Origin of the sequence: Lentzea indica (genome assembly GCF_012184385.1) — a bacterium.
Classification (GTDB): domain Bacteria; phylum Actinomycetota; class Actinomycetes; order Mycobacteriales; family Pseudonocardiaceae; genus Lentzea; species Lentzea indica.
Map to the genome: position 1 here is coordinate 1 of NZ_VSRL01000020.1, position 17671 is coordinate 17671.

The 17671-nt window shown below is 68.6% G+C and carries 18 protein-coding genes; 8 read left to right on the plus strand and 10 right to left on the minus strand.

Translation table 11 applies throughout. From position 1 onward, the window contains the following. Nucleotides 1-566 precede the first annotated feature (566 nt). Nucleotides 567-818 (plus strand): response regulator transcription factor, encoded by a 252-nt coding sequence (locus FXN61_RS51670; RefSeq protein ID WP_246291028.1) that lies wholly within the window; start codon nucleotides 567-569, stop codon nucleotides 816-818. Nucleotides 819-834: 16 nt separating this feature from the next. Here the strand turns inward: FXN61_RS51670 and whiA are convergent, their stop codons facing one another. The 7 genes from whiA to FXN61_RS08175 form a co-directional block, all read right to left on the minus strand. Continuing rightward, nucleotides 835-1821: a DNA-binding protein WhiA gene (gene whiA, locus FXN61_RS08145; RefSeq protein WP_167971801.1), complete on the minus strand. Its 987-nt coding sequence runs from the start codon at nucleotides 1819-1821 to the stop codon at nucleotides 835-837. Then, nucleotides 1812-2780, minus strand: coding sequence for a gluconeogenesis factor YvcK family protein (locus tag FXN61_RS08150; protein WP_167971918.1), 969 nt, complete (start codon nucleotides 2778-2780; stop codon nucleotides 1812-1814). Before FXN61_RS08150 ends, whiA begins: the two co-directional genes overlap by 10 nt. Before the next feature lie 5 nt (nucleotides 2781-2785). After that, entirely contained in the window at nucleotides 2786-3643 is an 858-nt protein-coding gene (rapZ, locus tag FXN61_RS08155) for an RNase adapter RapZ (RefSeq protein WP_167971916.1), read from the minus strand. 284 nt (nucleotides 3644-3927) lie between these two features. Then, nucleotides 3928-5850, minus strand: a complete 1923-nt coding sequence (uvrC, locus tag FXN61_RS08160; RefSeq protein ID WP_167971803.1) for an excinuclease ABC subunit UvrC — start codon at nucleotides 5848-5850, stop codon at nucleotides 3928-3930. Between the two features lie 42 nt (nucleotides 5851-5892). Next, nucleotides 5893-6354 carry a Rieske (2Fe-2S) protein gene (locus tag FXN61_RS08165; protein WP_312877598.1) on the minus strand — a complete coding sequence of 154 codons (462 nt, stop codon included), beginning with the start codon at nucleotides 6352-6354 and terminating at the stop codon, nucleotides 5893-5895. Nucleotides 6355-6460: 106 nt separating this feature from the next. Next, nucleotides 6461-6748 carry a Rieske (2Fe-2S) protein gene (locus FXN61_RS54170; RefSeq protein WP_312877599.1) on the minus strand — a complete coding sequence of 96 codons (288 nt, stop codon included), beginning with the start codon at nucleotides 6746-6748 and terminating at the stop codon, nucleotides 6461-6463. Between the two features lie 123 nt (nucleotides 6749-6871). Further along, nucleotides 6872-7366, minus strand: coding sequence for a hypothetical protein (locus FXN61_RS08175; RefSeq protein WP_167971809.1), 495 nt, complete (start codon nucleotides 7364-7366; stop codon nucleotides 6872-6874). A 381-nt stretch (nucleotides 7367-7747) separates the two neighbouring features. Here FXN61_RS08175 and FXN61_RS08180 point away from each other — a divergent pair, with 381 nt between their 5' ends. From FXN61_RS08180 to FXN61_RS50565, 4 genes are all read left to right on the plus strand, one after another. Then, nucleotides 7748-9181 carry a helix-turn-helix domain-containing protein gene (locus FXN61_RS08180; RefSeq protein ID WP_312877600.1) on the plus strand — a complete coding sequence of 478 codons (1434 nt, stop codon included), beginning with the start codon at nucleotides 7748-7750 and terminating at the stop codon, nucleotides 9179-9181. Then, entirely contained in the window at nucleotides 9181-9657 is a 477-nt protein-coding gene (locus FXN61_RS08185; protein ID WP_167971813.1) for a hypothetical protein, read from the plus strand. Before FXN61_RS08180 ends, FXN61_RS08185 begins: the two co-directional genes overlap by 1 nt. Nucleotides 9658-9760: 103 nt before the next feature. Beyond that, nucleotides 9761-10222, plus strand: a complete 462-nt coding sequence (locus FXN61_RS08190) for a hypothetical protein (protein WP_167971815.1) — start codon at nucleotides 9761-9763, stop codon at nucleotides 10220-10222. Further along, complete coding sequence (locus FXN61_RS50565; RefSeq protein ID WP_223165344.1) at nucleotides 10204-11076, plus strand: hypothetical protein; 873 nt, start codon at nucleotides 10204-10206, stop codon at nucleotides 11074-11076. The genes FXN61_RS08190 and FXN61_RS50565 overlap by 19 nt, the downstream gene beginning before the upstream one ends. Before the next feature lie 35 nt (nucleotides 11077-11111). Here the strand turns inward: FXN61_RS50565 and FXN61_RS08200 are convergent, their stop codons facing one another. Next, the gene (locus FXN61_RS08200) at nucleotides 11112-11303 is read right to left on the minus strand and encodes a S1 RNA-binding domain-containing protein (RefSeq protein ID WP_167971817.1); all 192 of its coding nucleotides are present in this window, start codon (nucleotides 11301-11303) and stop codon (nucleotides 11112-11114) included. Between the two features lie 181 nt (nucleotides 11304-11484). On the opposite strand from FXN61_RS08200, the gene FXN61_RS08205 reads away from it, so the two are divergent. Continuing rightward, nucleotides 11485-12447, plus strand: a complete 963-nt coding sequence (locus FXN61_RS08205; RefSeq protein WP_167971819.1) for a helix-turn-helix transcriptional regulator — start codon at nucleotides 11485-11487, stop codon at nucleotides 12445-12447. Then, on the plus strand, nucleotides 12444-13361 hold the full coding sequence (locus tag FXN61_RS08210; protein WP_167971821.1) for a sigma-70 family RNA polymerase sigma factor: 918 nt from the start codon (nucleotides 12444-12446) through the stop codon (nucleotides 13359-13361). The genes FXN61_RS08205 and FXN61_RS08210 overlap by 4 nt, the downstream gene beginning before the upstream one ends. Here FXN61_RS08210 and FXN61_RS08215 read toward each other — a convergent pair. Next, complete coding sequence (locus FXN61_RS08215) at nucleotides 13321-15087, minus strand: LamG-like jellyroll fold domain-containing protein (RefSeq protein WP_167971823.1); 1767 nt, start codon at nucleotides 15085-15087, stop codon at nucleotides 13321-13323. The genes FXN61_RS08210 and FXN61_RS08215 overlap by 41 nt on opposite strands. Before the next feature lie 93 nt (nucleotides 15088-15180). Between FXN61_RS08215 and FXN61_RS08220 the strand changes: the two genes are divergently transcribed. After that, on the plus strand, nucleotides 15181-15900 hold the full coding sequence (locus FXN61_RS08220) for a sulfite exporter TauE/SafE family protein (RefSeq protein WP_167971825.1): 720 nt from the start codon (nucleotides 15181-15183) through the stop codon (nucleotides 15898-15900). 19 nt (nucleotides 15901-15919) lie between these two features. Here the strand turns inward: FXN61_RS08220 and FXN61_RS08225 are convergent, their stop codons facing one another. Next, on the minus strand, nucleotides 15920-17512 hold the full coding sequence (locus FXN61_RS08225) for an alpha/beta fold hydrolase (protein WP_167971922.1): 1593 nt from the start codon (nucleotides 17510-17512) through the stop codon (nucleotides 15920-15922). Nucleotides 17513-17671: the final 159 nt, after the last annotated feature.

A 17671-nucleotide genomic window follows, 5' to 3' on the forward strand; every position in this document is an offset into this window, starting at 1 on the left:
ACACCTCGCTGGGCCTCGACCTGGTGCCGGGCAGCGGCCTGCTGGCCGCGACCGTGCCGGGTGCGTGGGACGGCTGGCTCACGCTTCTGCGCGACCACGACGACAAGTTCGCGCGCGGCGTCCTGCTGAACTCCTATGGCTGGACGTTGCTGCAACACGGCGAGGCCGATCTGGCCGCCCCTCTGGTCCGCGAGGCGCTGACGCTGGTGCGTCTGCTCGGCTTGCCGCACGTGCTGAACCCGGTTCTGCACACGGCGGGCGCGATCGCCTTGGCCCGCAAGAGCTATCCCGAAGCCGTCGACCTGTTCCGCGAGAGCCTGGCAGTCGGTTCCGAACACCCCACGGACCAGTTCTACGACCTGGAGGGGCTGGCGTTGGGTTTGGTCGGCGTCGGCTCGGACGACGAACGCGCTCTCTCGCTCCTCACCGCCGCGTCCGTCGTCCGCGCCCGCTACGACTTCCGCGCCGAGCCCTACTGGCAGGAGCGGCTCGACGAGGCCCGTTCCGTGTGCCGCGACCGGATCACCGCCGGGCGCCTGCGCGCCGCGGAGTCAACGGGTGAGCGGATGTCCTTGGCACAGGCCGTTTCCTACGCCCTGACCGCGCAGCCTCTCGCGGAGGATCAGGACGGGTTGGTCTCCGCACGCGAACTGCACGTCGCGACGTTGGTCGCCGAGGGGCTGACGAACCGGCAGATCGGGCAACGGCTGGGCATCTCGCCCCACACCGTTGCCCGACATGTCACGCACGCGCGAACCAAGCTGGGATTGCGGTCGCGGGCTCAGCTCGCGGTGTGGGCCGGCCGCCACACGCCGTAGAGCCGCTCGGTTCGGCTCAGACCTCGGCTTCGAGCATCTCCGCCGTGACAGCGGACTCCGTGTCCGGCAGCCCCAGGTCCTTGGCCCGCTTGTCCGCCATGGCCAGCAACCGCCTTATGCGACCGGCCACCGCGTCCTTGGTCATCTGCGGATCCGACAGCTGGCCGAGTTCCTCCAGCGAGGCCTGCCGGTGCGCCAGCCGCAACTGGCCGGCCGCGGCAAGGTGATCCGGCGCCTCCGGGCCCGAGGATCTCCACGCCCGCGCCACCCGTGCCGCCGCCGCGACCGCGGCCCGTGCGGACCGGCGCAGGTTCGCGTCGTCGAAGTTGGCGAGCCTGTTCGCGGTGGCGCGGACCTCACGCCGCATCCGCCGCTCTTCCCACGCCATCACGCTGTCGTGCGCCCCGAGCTTGGTCAGCATCGCCCCGATGGCGTCGCCGTCCCTTATCACCACGCGTTCGGCCCCGCGCACCTCACGCGACTTCGACGCGATCCCCATCCGCCGCGCGGCACCGACGAGCGCGAGCGCCGCCTCAGGTCCGGGGCAAGTGATCTCCAGCGAGGAGCTGCGGCCGGGTTCGGTGAGCGAACCGTGGGCGAGGAAAGCGCCGCGCCACGCGGCTTCTGCGTCACACACACCACCGGACACGACCGGCGCGGGCAGGCCGCGGACAGGACGGCCGCGCGGGTCCAGCAACCCGGTCTGGCGAGCGAGACCCTCGCCGTCCTTCACGACGCGGACCACGTAGCGGGTGCCCTTGCGCAGGCCGTTCGACTGGATCGTGAACACCTCGGCGTGGTGGCCGTAGAGTGCCTGGATCTCCTTGAGGAGCCTGCGAGCCGCGGAGCCCAGGTCGAGCTCCGCCTCGACGACGACCCGGCCGGACACGATGTGCAGACCGCCCGCGAACCTGAGCAGGGAGGACACCTCCGCGCGGCGGCAACAGGTCTTGGATACCGCGAGCCTGCTCAGCTCGTCCTTGACCGCCGACGTCATCGCCACGGGCTTGTCCCTCCCACTCCGGTCTCATCGACCACCTGCCTCAGGCAACCGGCAAGTGCCTCCGGATCATGCCGCTCAGCGGCGTCCGGTGCGGCGATCTTGGCCAGATGCGTCTGCGCTCCCAGTGCCGAGGCGGCTCGCGTCAGCCGGTCCGGGGTGGGGACCGAGTCGACGTCCGCGATCACCGCGTCCACCTTCAGCTCGGGTGCGTGTTCGCAGACTACGTCCAAATGGCGCTCCGGAGAGAAACCGGCGGTTTCCCCCGGTTGGGGGACAAGATTGAGCACAAGGACCTTCTTTGCCCGCGTGCGCACGAGCGCGTCGTGCAGTTCGGGCACGAGAAGATGCGGCAACACGCTGGTGAACCACGATCCGGGGCCGAGTAGCACGAGATCGGCGTCAAGTACAGCCTGTACTGCTTGCGGACAGCCGACAGGTCGCCCGTTCGGGGCTGTCAGACGGATGCGCTGCACGAGTCCTGGCGTGGTCGCGATGGCGACCTGCCCCCGGATGCGGCGGACGACCTTCTCGTCCTCGTCCAGGCCCACGACGTCCGCCTCGATGTCGAGCGGCTCGTTCGACATCGGCAGCACCCGCCCCTGGACACCGAGCAGCTCGCAGGCGAGTTCGAGCACCGCCACGGGGTCGCCGAGCTGCTCGAGCAGCCCGGCGATCACCAGGTTGCCGACCGCGTGGCCAGCGAGGGCACCCGTGCCGCCGAAGCGGTGCTTGAACAGGGACGTCCACAGCCTGCTGGACTCGTCCTCCCCCGCCAGCGCCGCCATCGCTTTGCGCAGGTCACCCGGCGGCAGGAGATGGGAGAGCTCGCGACGCAGGCGTCCCGACGAGCCCCCGTCGTCCGCGACGGTCACCACGGCCGTCACGTCGCCGGTCACCCGCCGCAACGCCGTCAGCGTCGCGTGCAACCCGTGCCCACCGCCCAGAGCAACAGCCTTCAACTTCGTCACTCGCGTCCCAGATCCCTGTGCACGACCTTGACCGCCATGCCGTCCTCGCTGGCCAGCCGTGCCGCGAGCTCCTCGGACAGCGCCACACTGCGGTGCTTGCCACCGGTGCACCCGATGGCGAGCGTCAGGTAGCGCTTGCCCTCACGCCGATAGCCGGCGCCGATCAACCGCAGCAGCTCGTGGTAGCGGTCGAGGAACTCGTCCGCCCCCTCCTGCGACAGCACGTAGTTGCGCACCTCGCCGTCCAGCCCCGTCTGCTCGCGCAGCTCGGGGATCCAGAACGGGTTCGGCAGGAACCGCACGTCCATGACGAGGTCGGCGTCCATCGGCAGGCCGTACTTGTAGCCGAAGCTCAGCACGGTGACCCGCGTCCTGGTGGCGGCCTCGGTGCCGAACGTGTCCTCGATCTTGGCCCGCAGCTGGTGGATGCTCAGCGCGGACGTGTCGAGCACGAGGTCGGCTTCCTGCTTGAGCGGCGTGAGCAGGATCCGCTCGGCCTCGATGCCGTCCTGCAGGCGCCCGTCACCCTGCATCGGGTGCCCGCGGCGCACCGCCTCGAAGCGGCGGATCAGAACGTCGTCGGTGGCTTCGAGAAAGAGCACGCGCGGCTTGTACCCGCGCGCGTCGAGGTCCTTGATGATGGCGGCCAGGTCCTCGGTGAACGCGCGGCTGCGCACGTCCATGACGACAGCGACCCTGGTGATCGCCCCACGCGCCTGCGCGCCGAGCTCGACCATGGTGGCGATGAGTTCCGGTGGCAGGTTGTCCACGACGAACCAGCCGAGGTCCTCCAGGCACTTGGCCGCGGTGCTGCGGCCCGCACCGGACAGCCCGGTCACCACGGCGACTTCGATGCCGGACTTCTCCGCGTTCACGACTACGACTCCGTTACCTGTTCATGAGCGACTGACGCTCTCGTTTGGGCAAGCTCGGTGTTGAGGGCCACGCCACGACCCGGCGCGCCCGCTCTGAGTCTCCACTGGAATGGCCTCGCGCGCGGCGGGTTCGGCAGTTGAGACGGTCGTGCCGTGGTCGCGGTCACGATCCTCACCCGGTCCGCGGGCCGACCGCACCACGAAAGGAACTGGCGTGACCGGTGAGATGGATGAGGCTTGCGCGACGGGAAGTCCGGCATCCATCAGGGCTTCGCCTCTGACGACGCCGCCGACGGCGAAGGCGACGCGAGCGTGGCTACCACGGCTTCGGCGGTGCGGCGGCCCACGCCCGGCACGCCGCTGATCTCGTCCACTGTGGCCTGTCGCAGCTTGCGGACAGAGCCGAAGTGCTTGAGCAGCGCGGCTTTGCGGGTTTCGCCGAGGCCCGGCACCTCGTCCAGCTCGGACGCCGTCATGCGCTTCGAGCGCTTCTGGCGGTGGTAGGCGATGGCGAAGCGGTGGGCCTCGTCGCGGACTCGCTGCAGCAGGTACAGGGCGTCGCTGGTGCGGGGCAGGATCACCGGGTCGGGCTCGCCGGGGACCCAGACCTCCTCCAGGCGCTTGGCCAGGCCGACCACGGCCACGTCGGTGATGCCGAGCTCGGCCAGGACGTCGGCCGCGGCGGCGGCTTGGGGGGCGCCGCCGTCGACCACCAGGAGGTTGGGCGGGTAGGCGAACTTGCGGGGCTTGCCGGTGTCCGGGTCGATGCCGGGGTTCGGGCCGCCGGAGGCGGTCTCGCGCAGCATGGCCTGGAAGCGGCGGCGGACCACCTCGGCGATGGACGCGACGTCGCCTTCGGTGGCGGCCTCGCGGACGGCGAAGCGGCGGTACTCCGACTTGCGGGCCAGGCCGTCCTCGAAGACGACCAGCGAGGCCACCACGTCCGTGCCCTGGACGTGGCTGATGTCGATGCACTCGATGCGCAACGGCGCGGTGTCCAGAGTCAGCGCGTCCTGCAGTTCCTGCAGGGCGGCCGAACGTGCAGTCAGGTCGCCGGCGCGGCGGAGCTTGTGCTGCGCGAACGCCTCGGCGGCGTTGCGGGCCACCGTTTCCATCAGCGCGCGCTTGTCGCCGCGCTGCGGAACCCTCAGCACGACCCGCGAGCCGCGTTGCTCGGACAGCAGGTCCTCCAACGCCGGAGCGTCGTCCGGCAGCACCGGGACCAGCACCTCGCGTGGGGTGCTTTCGGTGTTGTCGCCGTAGAACTGCATGATGAACTGGTCGACCAGCGCCGCGTCGTCGATGGCCTCGACCTTGTCCAGCACCCAGCCGCGCTGCCCGCGCACCCGGCCGCCGCGCACGTGGAAGACCTGGACCGAGACCTCCAGCTCGTCCTGCGCGAACGCCATCACGTCCGCGTCCGTGCCGTCGCCGAGAACGACCGCCTGCTTCTCCATCGCGCGGCGCAGAGCGCCGAGGTCGTCGCGCAGCCGCGCCGCGCGTTCGAACTCCAGCTCTTCCGCCGCGGCGGCCATCTCGCGTTCCAGGCGCCGGATCATGTGATCCGTCTTGCCCGCCAGGAAGTCGCAGAAGTCCTCGACGATCTCGCGGTGCTCGTCCGCGGTCACCTTGCCGACGCACGGCGCCGAGCACTTGTCGATGTACCCGAGCAGGCAGGGACGCCCGATCTGGTTGTGCCGCTTGAAAACTCCGGCCGAGCACGTGCGGGCGGGGAACACGCGCAGCAGCAGGTCCAGCGTCTCGCGGATCGCCCACGCGTGGGCGAACGGCCCGAAGTACCGCACGCCCTTCTTGCGCGGGCCGCGATACACGTGCAGCCGCGGGTAGTCCTCGAAGAGCGTCACGGCCAGCACCGGATACGACTTGTCGTCGCGGTACCGGACGTTGAACCGCGGGTCGAACTCCTTGATCCAGTTGTATTCGAGCTGCAGCGCCTCGACCTCGGTGGCGACCACCGTCCACTCGACGGAGGCCGCCGTCGTCACCATCTGGCGCGTGCGCGGGTGCAGCCCGGCGAGATCCGCGAAGTACGAGTTCAGCCTGCCGCGCAAGCTCTTCGCCTTGCCGACGTACACGACCCGGCCACCGGCGTCGCGGAACCTGTAGACGCCGGGAGCCTCAGGAATCGTGCCCACAGCGGGGCGATACGTCGAGGGATCTGCCACGCCGTCAAGACTATCGACGACGTCTGACAAAGACAGAAAGGGTCAGGTCAGGACGACCTGATCCCCGTCCACCTTCACCGAGACCGCACGCAGACCGGTCGTCGCCGGCCCCTTCTTCACGGCGCCGTCGGCAGCACCGAACTGGCTGCCGTGCGACGGACACGTGATGGTGCCGCCGGAAGGTTCCGCGACCATGGAGCCCTGGTGCGGACAGGTCGCGTCAAAAGCTTTCACCTCGGTGGCGGAAATCCGCGCGACGACGATCTTCTTGCCACCAGGAGCGTCGACGACAGCGCCGCCGCCTTCTGGAACATCAGCCAGAGCGACGAGCGCGGTACCGCTGGAACCGGTGGAGCCCGTGGGAGTCGAACCACCCTGTGTGGGTGTGGATCCGGTACCGGTCGAACCAGAACTGCACGCGGTCACGAGTCCGCTGGGCACAGCGAGGGCAACCGCGATTCCGCACAATGCCGCTCGCCTGCTGACCAGGCTTTCGGTGTTCACGACCGTTCCTCCGTGGTGGTGGATGTCCGGGGTCACACCACAGCATTACGCGAACCGGTCAGCGAGAGTTCAGCGCCGAGCCCAATGCACAGCAAACGCACAGGTCTCAGCCCAGCACCAAATCGTCTCCTGAACGAGCGATGGTCACCTCGACGAGCCCTGAAGTCGCAGGTCCTTTGCGGACGGCGCCGGAAGAAGGGTCGAAAGCGCTCCCGTGCAACGGGCAGGTGATGACTCCGTTGGCAGGAGGATTGACCAAAGAACCCACATGCGGGCACGCGGGGTTGAACGCGCGAAATTCACCCGATTGAGCTTGAACGACCAACAGCTGGGCGTTGCCGGGCATGTCCACCAGCACGCCGCTGCCGACAGGCACGGAAGAAGCCGCGGTCACGCGATCCCCGGGCCGGGCGGTCCCGACACCACCCGTCTTGCGAGGAGCAGGCTCGCCACAAGCGCTCACAACAGCGGCAGCGAGCCCGCACAACAACACTGAACGACGATCCACGAGCACCGATTATCGGCGCTGGTCCTCCGCGGCAGCCGTCCGGGCCAGTGCCAGCACGGCGGTGAACGGCGGGAACCAGTGCCGCGAGTGCGACGGCGGGTTCGCCCAGCGCAGCGATCCGTACCTGGTCATCGTGGGTGGAAGCGCGATCCGGTGCGGCGAGCGCACGAACTGGACCTCCGGCGGCGCCTTCAGGTGGGTCGGCAGCAAGGCCACCAGTTCGGCGAGGAAGATCCAGTGCTCGCGGGGGCCGGGGATGACGGTGACCGGACCGGCGAGCATGCGCGACTTCAGGTCTGCCAGCACGCGTGACCCGATGCGCGCCGGCATGGCCAGTGCGGTGGTGGCGGGACCGAGGGGCAGGAACACGCCCTGTTCGGTGACGGTCACCTGCCAGCCGAGCAACCGGTAGCCGGCGATGGCTTCCCCGATCGCCCGTGCGTGTCCCCTGTTTTGTGGGATCCCGGCACTGCCCGTGCCGGTCTCCGCGGTCGTGAGGCTCATCGGCGGTCGTCCTCCCCGTTGGTGGGTCAGGCACTGGCAGGCCACGGGGATCGACCCGCGACCTGACGATGTGCAGGGTGCGTCTCACATCACGCCAACACCACTCGGCCCGTGCATTGGCCTCATGCAGCGGACGTATGAAGCTCATCCGCCGCACGGAGGTACCGGGACTGCGACACGCGTATTCATTACGTCTTATGCATGAGATGGATGGACTGACGATCACAGCTCCGTACACTTGGAAAACGCTCAGTGACGGGGGCGATGCCGATGGATACCGCGAGACCCAAATCCAGGCGCGCTTGCCCGTGTGGGGCGTTCATCGCCGCCGACAACACCGATCGGCTGTGTCACCGGTGCCGCCGCAACGCTCGTTCCGGCGTGCACGGCCCACCTGAGGTCCCGAACGACTTCTGGGACCACCCCGCGATCGCGGCCGCCTGCACCGACCGCGACATGGGTGCGCTGATCTCCGCGTACCGGCACCACCCCCAGCACTTGAGCCGGGTCACGCAGGACCGCATGGCGGCGTGGCTCGGCATCAGCCAGGCGCAGCTCTCGCGTTACGAGTCGGGCGAGAACCAGATCGACCGGCTCGACCGGCTGCGCCACTTCGCACTGGTGCTCGGTGTACCGGGCGAACGACTGTGGTTCGACCGAGTCGTCATCCCAGCTCAGGCGGGCTCTCGAGACACAGGCCCGCCAGACGTGCTCGCCGCCCCCTGGGAGGCGACGAGCATTGCCCGTTCGGTCGAGGAGACGGCGAGGAGCGACTTGGCGATCAGCAGACGAGCGGCGCTCACAGGAGCCGCCGCGGTGACGGTGGGATCCGCACTGGTCGAGCCGCTGCAGCGATGGTTGCACCCGCTGCAGAACCTGTCGAAGTGGTCGTCGCACTCGGCGATCAGCGAGGAGGAGCTCGCCGCGTTGCAGCACGTCGCGGACGGGCTGCGCGGGTGGGGCGGCCGTGGCGGATACGGACTGGCGCGCAAGGCCGTGCTCGGGCAGCTCGACGAGCTGGCCGAACGCCTCCAGCGCGCGCCGGCGGGCCCGACGACGGAACGGGCGTTCTTCATCGGCGCCGAGCTGTCCAAGGTGGCGGCGAGCATGTCGTTCGACGCGGGCCTGCACAACGCGGCCCAGCGCTACTACGTGCTGGCCATCCGCATGGCCAAGGCCGGCCACAACGACGGCTTCGCGGCCCTCTGCCTGGCAGCCATGGCGAGGCAGATGTTCGACCTGGGCCGCCCGGAGGACGGCCTGGAACTCGTGCAGCTGGGCCAGTACGGCACCCGCAGGACGGGCACGCCGACACTGAAGGCCCTGCTCCTCACCCGTGAGGCCTGGGCCTACGCGCAGATGGGCAAGACCCGCGAGTTCCACCAGGCCGTGGGCATGGCACAGGACAGCTTCTCGCACCGTGTCGCGGACGTCGAACCGCGCTACCTGCACAGCTTCGACGAGGCGGAGCTGGAGGGCGTGATCGGGGCGCGATGCCGCGACCTCGCCATGCACGACCCGGCCCAGGCCGTGTTCGCCGAACAGCACATCCGGCGGGCCCTGGCGCTGCGAGACCCGTCGAAGGTGCGCAACCGCGCCTTCGACGTGATCGGACTGGCACGCACCAAGATGGTCGCGGGAGACCCGGAGGCGGCGTGTGGGTTGATCAACGAGGTCCTGCCGACGGCGGCGAAGCTCTCCTCGGGGCGCGTCCTGCGCAAACTGGAGGACTTCGCCAAGGAAGCGGCACGGCATCGCCACATCCCCGCCGTGCAGGACACCCGCGACGCGATCCGAGCGATCCGGACCGCTTGATGCGTGTGGGCATCACCGGGCACAGCAACCTGGTCCCCGACTGCGTCCCGGCCGTCCGGGCCGCGATCACCGAGGTCCTGGAACGCCTGGGACACCCCCTGGTCGGCGTCACCTGCCTGGCTCCTGGCGCCGACCAGGTGTTCGCCAGGGCGGTGCTGGACCTCGGCGGCCAGGTCGAGGTGGTCCTGCCCGCCCTGGACTACCGGGACCGCCTGAAACCGCACCAGGTGGCCGAGTACGACGAGCTCCGCGCCGCCGCCACGGTGGTCAGCGTCCTGCCGCACATGTCTTCCGGCCGCCTGGCGTACGTGGCCGCCAACGAACGCATGCTCGCCTCGGTGGAGATGCTCATCGCGGTGTGGGACGGCGTACCGGCCCAGGGCAAAGGCGGCACGGCGGACGTGGTGGAGCAGGCACGGGCGTCCGGCGTGCCGATCGAGGTGGTCTGGCCACCAGGGGCGCGGCGGAAGTCGTGACCCGGCCGGCACTAGTCCGAGTGAGGGAAGTTCGTCGGCAACCGGACCAACTCGGCCCACCGGTCTAGCACCCACCCACCCTCCTTGATCACGATTTCGGGGCATGGCAGCCGATCCGTTCGCCCGCTTGGCCGACCGCCAGCACGCTCTGCGAACAGCCCTACGAGCCCTTCAAGCCGCAGGCCCCGGCAGCCCCGACTTCCCCGCCCTCCTCGCCACCACGGACGAGGAGGTCGAAGCGGTGATGCAAGCCCGCAAAGACGTGGAGGAAGCCAGGCTGACCATCCCGAACCGAGCCACAGCCGCGGCCACCACCACAGCGGCTCTGATCGTCGCCATCGGCTGGTTCGACGGCTGGTCCCTGCTCTCCCTGCTCGTAGCGGTGGCAACAGCCGCGGCCGTCCTGGTGGACCCGGTCGGCCGCAAGATCTGGGAGCCACGAGCCAGGACCATTGCGATCACCGCGGCGCTGACAGCCACACTCCTCACCCCGGTGGCGAACGGATGGGCGACACTCATCACCGCGGCAGGCGTCGCCTGGTGGGCATGGAGGACGCTCAAGTGAACATCGACCCGGTCAAGGCCCTCGACGACAAGATCGAGCGTCTCAAAAAGGACCTCAAAGCCGTCACGACCCGCCTCGACGACGCCCAGACCGACGCCGCCCAGCACAAGCTCAGCACGACCAACCAGCTCCGCGACACCACGCGCAAGGTCACCAAGACCAACGATCGCATCACCGAACTGGCGGAAAGTGTGCACCGCCTGGAACGTCTTCTGGTGGCGCTCAACAGGAAAGTCAGGGCGGGCGACACCGAGAGGGCCGACTTCGACGAGTGGCCCGAAATCACCAGATCCGACATCGCCAAGATCCTCGCCGGCCAGGAAGCCTACGCGCGCAAGACGTTCACGCCGCAGGAAGCCAAAGACACCCGCAAAGCCATAGCCGCGTACGACAAGGCAGCCCACGAGGCGATCGACGCCGCCGAAGCCCTCACCACACTCCCGCCGAACGCGGAGTCGTTGTGGCGCAAGAAGTACAAACAATGGCGGACGATCACCAAGCAGGAACGCCCCGAAGCACCGGACGACAACACGCACGCCAAAGACACCGCTGCCAAGTCAGCGGGCAATGAAGCCGTTGCGGAGGCACGCCAGAAGATCCGCGCCCGCATCGAGGACGCGGTCGCGCGCGATCTGCTGTTCCCGGCGTGGTTCGAGAACATGCTCGGACCGGCCGCACCGCCCGGCAAAGCGGACGAGTGGCTTTTCACCGCAACGGATGTCGTGTTGTACCGGCTGCTGCACGACGTCACGAGCCCAGCGGACGCGCTGGGTCCGGCGCCCCAGGAACTGGGGCACCGCAGGACCTTGCACGACCGCCTGATCGTCGAGTGCGCGGACTACCGAAAGCCGTGAAACTCGGGCAGGGCGCCTCTGCCCGAGTACTCACATCACGCCAGCTCCAGGCTGAAACGCTGCTGCTCGGAGTCCACAGCCAGCACCTTCACCTGCACCGACGAGCCCACCTCGGCCTGGCGGCCGTGCAGAAGCCCGTGTGCACCGGCGGGGTGCTCGATGAAAGACCCGAAGGGAACGGTCGAGACGACCTTCCCCGAAAAGACATCACCAACGTTGGGAAGCATTGCGCATCACCTCCTCTCCCGAGCGCGTATCCCGATGTGGATAGGCGCGGGGCTGGAGGGGCCCTGATCAAGTCAGGGCCGGGCAACCGTTCCGCTCACGGCACGAGGCCGACCCGGCAGTCATACGGCAAACCCTAGCCACCACAGGCCGTTGTCCGCAATGGAATCTAGACTTCCTCACATGCTGGAGACGTCCGCACGGCTGCTGAAGCTCCTCTCCTTGCTGCAGGTGCGGCGCGACTGGACGGGCCCGGAGCTCGCCGACCGGCTCAGCGTCGACGTGCGCACGATCCGCCGCGACGTCGACAAGCTCCGCAGCCTCGGCTACCCCGTCACCTCACTGCCCGGCGCGACCGGCGGCTACCAGCTCGGGGCCGGCGCGGAGCTCCCGCCGCTGCTGCTCGACGACGACGAGGCCGTGGCCGTCGCGGTAGGGCTCAGAACAGCGGCGAACGGCACGATCTCGGGCATCGAGGAGACGTCGGTCCGCGCGCTCACGAAGCTGGAACAGGTTCTGCCGGCAAGACTTCGCAGGCGGGTCCAGGCGCTCCAGATGCACACCACTCCCCTGGTGGCGGCGGGCCCGACCGTCGACCCGGAGACATTGACGATCATCGCCGCCGCCTGCCGCGACCACCAGCAGCTGCGGTTCACCTACGCCTCGACGCACGGCGAGCCCGCGAAACGTCTCGTGGAACCGCACGGCCTCGTGCACACCGGAAGACGTTGGTACTTTGTCGCGTGGGACGTGTCCAAAAAGGACTGGCGAACGTTCCGAGTGGATCGCATCACCACCGAACCGACGCTCGCCGCGCGCTTCACGCCCAGGGAACCACCGGCGGAAAACCTGGGCGAGTTCGTCTCACGCCAGGTCGCCTCGAGCGTCTACACCTACCAGGCGGTCCTGACGATCCGCGCGCCGCTGCAGACCGTCGCCGAACGCACCTCGCCGACGGCCGTGTCGCTGGAACCGATCGATGACAACTCCTGCCTCATGCGCACAGGTGCCGAATCCCTCGACCGGATCGTGTTCCACCTGCTGTTCCTCGGCTTCGACTTCGACGTGCACGAGCCACCGGAGTTGAAGGAGCACGTGGAAGTCCTCATCACGAGGCTGCGGAACGCGATTAGAGTGCAAGGGTGACAGTGGACTTCGCGACCGCCGCGGACCCGTTCAGACGGGAACTGCTCGTGCACTGCTATCGGATGCTCGGCTCGCTGCACGACGCCGAGGACTTGGTGCAGGAGACGTACTTGCGTGCGTGGAAGGCGTACGGCAAGTTCGAGGGCCGGTCATCGGTCCGCACGTGGTTGTACCGGATCGCGACGAACGTCTGCCTCACCGCGCTCGACACCCGCACCAAACGACCGCTGCCGTTCGGCCTGGCCACGAGCGCCACGGAAACCGACCCGCTCGCCCAGGACCACGAGATCCCGTGGCTGGAGCCGTTCCCGACCGATCCCGCCGCGATCGTCACCGAACGCGAGTCCACCAGGCTGGCGTTCGTCGCCGCTCTGCAGCACCTGCCGCCGCGGCAACGCGCGGTGCTGATCCTGCGCGACGTCCTCAGGATGAGCGCCGCCGAGACCGCCGACGAGCTCGACATGACCGTGGCGGCCGTCAACAGCGCCCTGCAACGGGCTCACGCGCAGCTCAAGGACCTCACCGAAGAGGAGGTCATCGAACCGGCGGACGCCAAGCCGTTGCTCGACCGGTGGGTGAAAGCGTTCGAGGCCAAGGACATCCCGGCGATCATCGGGATGTTCGCCGAGGACGTCGTCTGGGAGATGCCGCCGTACCCGCAGTGGTACCACGGCCCCGACATGGTCGCCTGGCACCTCACCAACCAGTGCCCCGCGGTGCCGCACGGCGCGCGCATGATCGCAGTGGAAGCGAACGGCCAGCCCGCCTACGGCCTGTACCTGCGCGACGCCGACGGCGTGTTCCGGCCGTTCAACCTCCAGGTGCTGAAAGTCGGCAACGGCCGGATCACGCGCGTCTCCTCGTTCTTCGACCTCAGTCTGTTCCCGAAGTTCGGGCTGCCTTCGACCGCATGAACTCGGAGCGGTCCAACGGCCGGTTCACGATCCGCATGTCGCCGATCCAGCCGTGCAACGACTTCTCGACGACCTTGTTGTACGCGTAGGCACCGACGAGCCACGGGTCGCCTGCGGTCGAGATGCCTCGCGCGGGCGTGGAAGGGTTGCGCAGCAAGGGAGATCCGTCGACGTACATCGTGGTGTGCACGCCGTCGTTGACCACCGCGACGTGCCACCACGTCTCGAAGTCCATCTCGTGGCCCCAGTTCGTGGACAGGCCCGGCAGGTTGCGCGGGAACACCGCCCACTGGAGCCCGCCACCGCCCGCGAGGTTCAGCGTGGCGATCGGCTCGCTCGGGTCGTCACCGGTCTTGCCCGCCGCCGAACCCGGCGCGAGCTTCGTGAACAGGCCGCACCACGGGTGGTTGAAATCCGCGGGCAGCTTGAGGAACAGCTCGATCGTGTACCCGCGCTCGAACGTTTCCCTGTTCAGGGACGCCGAATCCACAGTGGACAGATAGCCGTTCTTGCCGAAGTACAGCGAGCGGTGCGACGGCGCGAACCGGTGGTGATCGTCCCCAGCGGTCAACGAGCCGGTCTGCATGAGGTCGTTCCCGTTGCCCGACAGGTCCTTCAGGCCCTCACCGAGCCGCCAGTACGCGACCGTGCCGCGCACCAGCACGTCGCGCACCGGCTGGGCGGGAGGCAGCACCGGCGGGTCGAAGCGGGCGAACCGCTGCTCGAAGTCGATCGGCACGCTGAACCGGTCGACCGGCCCGGTCAGCTCGATCTCCTTGCGTTCCAACGGGTTGAGCGTCTTCTTGCCGAGCAGCCACGGCGACAGCGTGCGCACGTCGATCGTCTTGCGGTCCAGGTCGAAGTGGTAGAGCCGGATCATCGCGCCGCCACCGTAGTAGCGGTCCTGGTAGTTCGTGATGTGCACGTGCACGTCGTTGCCGAAGGTGTTCCGCAGCGTCGCACGGGCCGGCGGCCAGAAGTGGCCGTTCAGCGTCAGGAAGATCTGGTCGTTGTCCTTGATCAGCTGGTCCCACAGCTTGCGGCCGTAGTCGGACATCACCGCGACACCGTCGTTGCCGTCGTAGACCAGCTCGTGCGTGGTGAGGATGACGGGCAGCTTCGGGTGCTGCTTCAGCACCGAGCGCGCCCACTCGAAACCCTTGGCGGACATGCGCCAGTCCAGCGCCAGGACCAGCCATTCCTGACCGGCCGCGCGGAACACGTGGTACGAGTTGTACCCATCAGCGCTCGCGCCGCGGAACGTCGGCGAGTGCCGGAACCGCCGCGGCCCGAACGCGTCCAGGTACGGCGTGTGCCCACGCTGGTCGTCGGTGCGCGAGTCCGGCAGGTCGTGGTTGCCCGCGAGCACGCTGTACCCGACGCGACGGCGGTCGAGCACCTCGAACCGCTCGCCGATGTCGTCGATCTCGCTCTTCTGACCGTTCTCGACCAGGTCGCCGAGGTGGCTGACGAAGACGATGTTCTCGGACTTCTGGTGGTCGATCAGGTACTGCAACGTCGCCTTCAACGGCGCCGAGTCGCCACGGTCGAGATCGAACATGTACTGCGTGTCCGGGATCACGGCGAGCGTGAACCTGCGCGACTCCGGGTCGGGACGACCCGGAGCGACAACGATGTCAGCGGTCGCGGAACCGGGCGTGACCAGGGCGGCAGCGGCGGCGGTCGCACCGGTGCCGAGCAGGAAGGAACGACGGGACGCGGTCATGGCGCGGATCGTAAGTGCGCTTGACCAACGCCAGGCGAACGGCGAAAGAAACCTGTCCGCAGGAGAGAAGACCGATCTGTAGCCTTGCTAACCATGTCCTGGGGATTGCTGGCGGCCGCCGGGGTCGTGGTCGCGTTCGGAGGCTTGCTGCAGGGCCTGATCGGTTTCGGCCTGGCGCTGATCGCCGTGCCGCTGCTCGCGTTGCTGGACCCGGCGCTCGTCCCGGTGCCCGTGCTGGTGGTCGCCAGCGCGCACGCGATGATGTCGCTGGTCAGGGAGTTCGGCCACGTCGACTGGCGCGGGGTCGGCTGGGCGATGCTGGGCCGCCTGCCGGGCACCGTCATCGGCATCTGGATCGTCGACTCGCTCGACCAGAAGAGCTTCGGCGTGGTGGTCGGCGCCGCGGTGCTGGTGTGCGTGCTGCTGTCGGTCATCTCGTGGCGCCCGCAGCCCACCCCGCCGTCGCTGGTCACCGCCGGTGTGGCGAGCGGGTCGTTCGGCACGGCCACGTCGATCGGCGGCCCGATGGTCGCGCTGCTCTACCAGAACCAGGCGGGGCCGGAGGTCAGGGCGACGCTGGCGGCGTTCTTCACGCTCGGGTCCGTCGTCTCGATCATCGGGCTCACCGCCACCGGGAACGTCACCGGGCACCAGTTGTGGAGCGGGGTGGTGCTGATCCCGTTCCTGGTGGCGGGGTTCTTGCTGTCGGGGCCGTTGCGCAAGCGGTTCGACGCCGGCGGGATCCGGACGCCGACGTTGATCGTCGCGGGCGCGAGCGCGGTGGTGCTGATCGTGCGGAGCGCACTCCTGTGAAGTGCGCTCCGCAACGGCATCAGGCGAACGGCTGCGCGTTCGGCTGGAACACCGAACCGTCAGCGGGCGCGACGAGATCCACCAGGTACTTCGCCACCGCCGCGTCCGTGCCGGCCGAGCGGCCCAGGATGCAGTGGCCGAACGAGTCGACGCTGATCAGGCGCGCGTTGCCGAGCTGCTTGGCCATGCGCTGCGAGAACAGGTACTGCGTCGCCGGGTCGTAGTAGTTGCCCACCACGACGATCGGGTTCTTCGTGTTGCGGTTCCACGGACCGATCCAGCGATCCGGGTGGCGCGTCGGCCACGTCGGGCACGCCAGCAGGTCGGAAGCGGCCTGGTAGCGACCGAACGTCGGCGACTGCTTCTCCCACTTGTTGGCCGTCTGCTCCCAGAAGCGGTTTGTGCGGGCGAACGGCTTGTCGGTGCAGTTCACCGCGAAGTAGGAGTCGTCCGCGGTGTACGGGGTGTCCGGCAGCGGGTCGACGTCCATGCGGCCGCCGTTGTTGTTCAGCGGTGCCGCGAGTTCCACAGTGGACTGAACGCTGAAGGTGGCAGCGGCGGACGGGTTCAGCGCCTGGTGAATGCTCTGCAGCCACGCCGCCAGCGGCGTGATCCGCGCGATCGAGTACAGGTCGCCCGCCACGCGGCCGATGACGTCGGCCAGCGTGACCTTCTTGCCGTCCGGCAACGTCGCCGGGCCCTTGGCCAGGGCCATCTTCATGTCCTCGAACTTCTTGCGTGCGTCACCGGCGAACGCGCACTTCGCGGCACCCGCGCTGTCACAGCGCTTCAGCATCGCGTCGAGCGCGATCTCGAAGCCCTGGGAGCGCTGCCGGTCGTACTCCGCACCGTTGGTGAGGCGCAGCTGCGGGTCGACGTTGCCGTCGATCACCATCGCCCGCGTCTTGTGCGGGAAGATGTTCGCGTACGTCGAGCCGATCAGCGTGCCGTACGAGAAGCCGACGAAGTTGAGCTGCTTGTCACCGACGGACTCGCGCATGATGTCGAGGTCGCGCACGACGGCCTCGGTCGACATGAAGTTCAGCAGCGGACCGGCGTTGATCTTGCAGTAGTCCGTGTAGGCCTTGGCCGAGCGGATCGTGTCGCCGATCTCCTCCTTCGTGATGGGCAGGCTGGACCAGCCCGCGTTCACCGCGTCGGACTCCTCCTGGGTGCGGAAGCAGCGCAGCGGCGCGCTGCGGGCCACGCCGCGCGGGTCGAAGCCGACGACGTCGAACCGGTCGAGCACCTGCGGCTGGAAGTAGTTCTTCGACACGGCGCCGCGGAGCAGGCCGGAGCCACCGGGACCACCGGGGTTGAGGAAGATCGTCCCGATCTTGCGGGACGGGTCGTTCGCCGGCCGCTTCATCATCGCGATGCCGGTCTTGTCAGCGCGCGGACGCGAGTGGTCGACGGGCACTTCCTGGACGGCACAGGTGAGGCGCACCCGCTCCTCGGGCGTGACGCTGGCGGGAAGGCCGGCGAGAACGTCTGCCGCGCACTGCCCCCAGGCAGCGGGCTTGACGGCTGAGGCCTCGGTCTGGGCTGATGCCGTGCCCAGGCCGGAAACAACGGTGCCGAGCACGAGCGCACTCACGAGCGCCCCGCGCATGACACGCACAGATGCAGAAGATGACTTCACCGATGCACCCCATCACCGACGGTGCATCGTTTGTACCCGCCTATCGTCGGGTTGTGTCCCGATCACGTCCAAACGGTGGTGGTGCTTTCTCAGCACCACCACCGCGTTTCAGACGGACACGACCAGGAC

Coding starts and splice junctions, on each gene's coding strand:
- FXN61_RS51670 (WP_246291028.1), top strand. CDS start 567: ATGTCCTTGGCACAGGCCGTTTCCTACGCCCTGACCGCGCAGCCTCTC.
- FXN61_RS08175 (WP_167971809.1), bottom strand. CDS start 7,366: ATGAGCCTCACGACCGCGGAGACCGGCACGGGCAGTGCCGGGATCCCA.
- FXN61_RS08185 (WP_167971813.1), top strand. CDS start 9,181: ATGCGTGTGGGCATCACCGGGCACAGCAACCTGGTCCCCGACTGCGTC.
- FXN61_RS08190 (WP_167971815.1), top strand. CDS start 9,761: ATGGCAGCCGATCCGTTCGCCCGCTTGGCCGACCGCCAGCACGCTCTG.
- FXN61_RS50565 (WP_223165344.1), top strand. CDS start 10,204: ATGGAGGACGCTCAAGTGAACATCGACCCGGTCAAGGCCCTCGACGAC.
- FXN61_RS08200 (WP_167971817.1), bottom strand. CDS start 11,303: ATGCTTCCCAACGTTGGTGATGTCTTTTCGGGGAAGGTCGTCTCGACC.
- FXN61_RS08205 (WP_167971819.1), top strand. CDS start 11,485: ATGCTGGAGACGTCCGCACGGCTGCTGAAGCTCCTCTCCTTGCTGCAG.
- FXN61_RS08215 (WP_167971823.1), bottom strand. CDS start 15,087: ATGACCGCGTCCCGTCGTTCCTTCCTGCTCGGCACCGGTGCGACCGCC.
- FXN61_RS08220 (WP_167971825.1), top strand. CDS start 15,181: ATGTCCTGGGGATTGCTGGCGGCCGCCGGGGTCGTGGTCGCGTTCGGA.
- FXN61_RS08225 (WP_167971922.1), bottom strand. CDS start 17,512: ATGCGCGGGGCGCTCGTGAGTGCGCTCGTGCTCGGCACCGTTGTTTCC.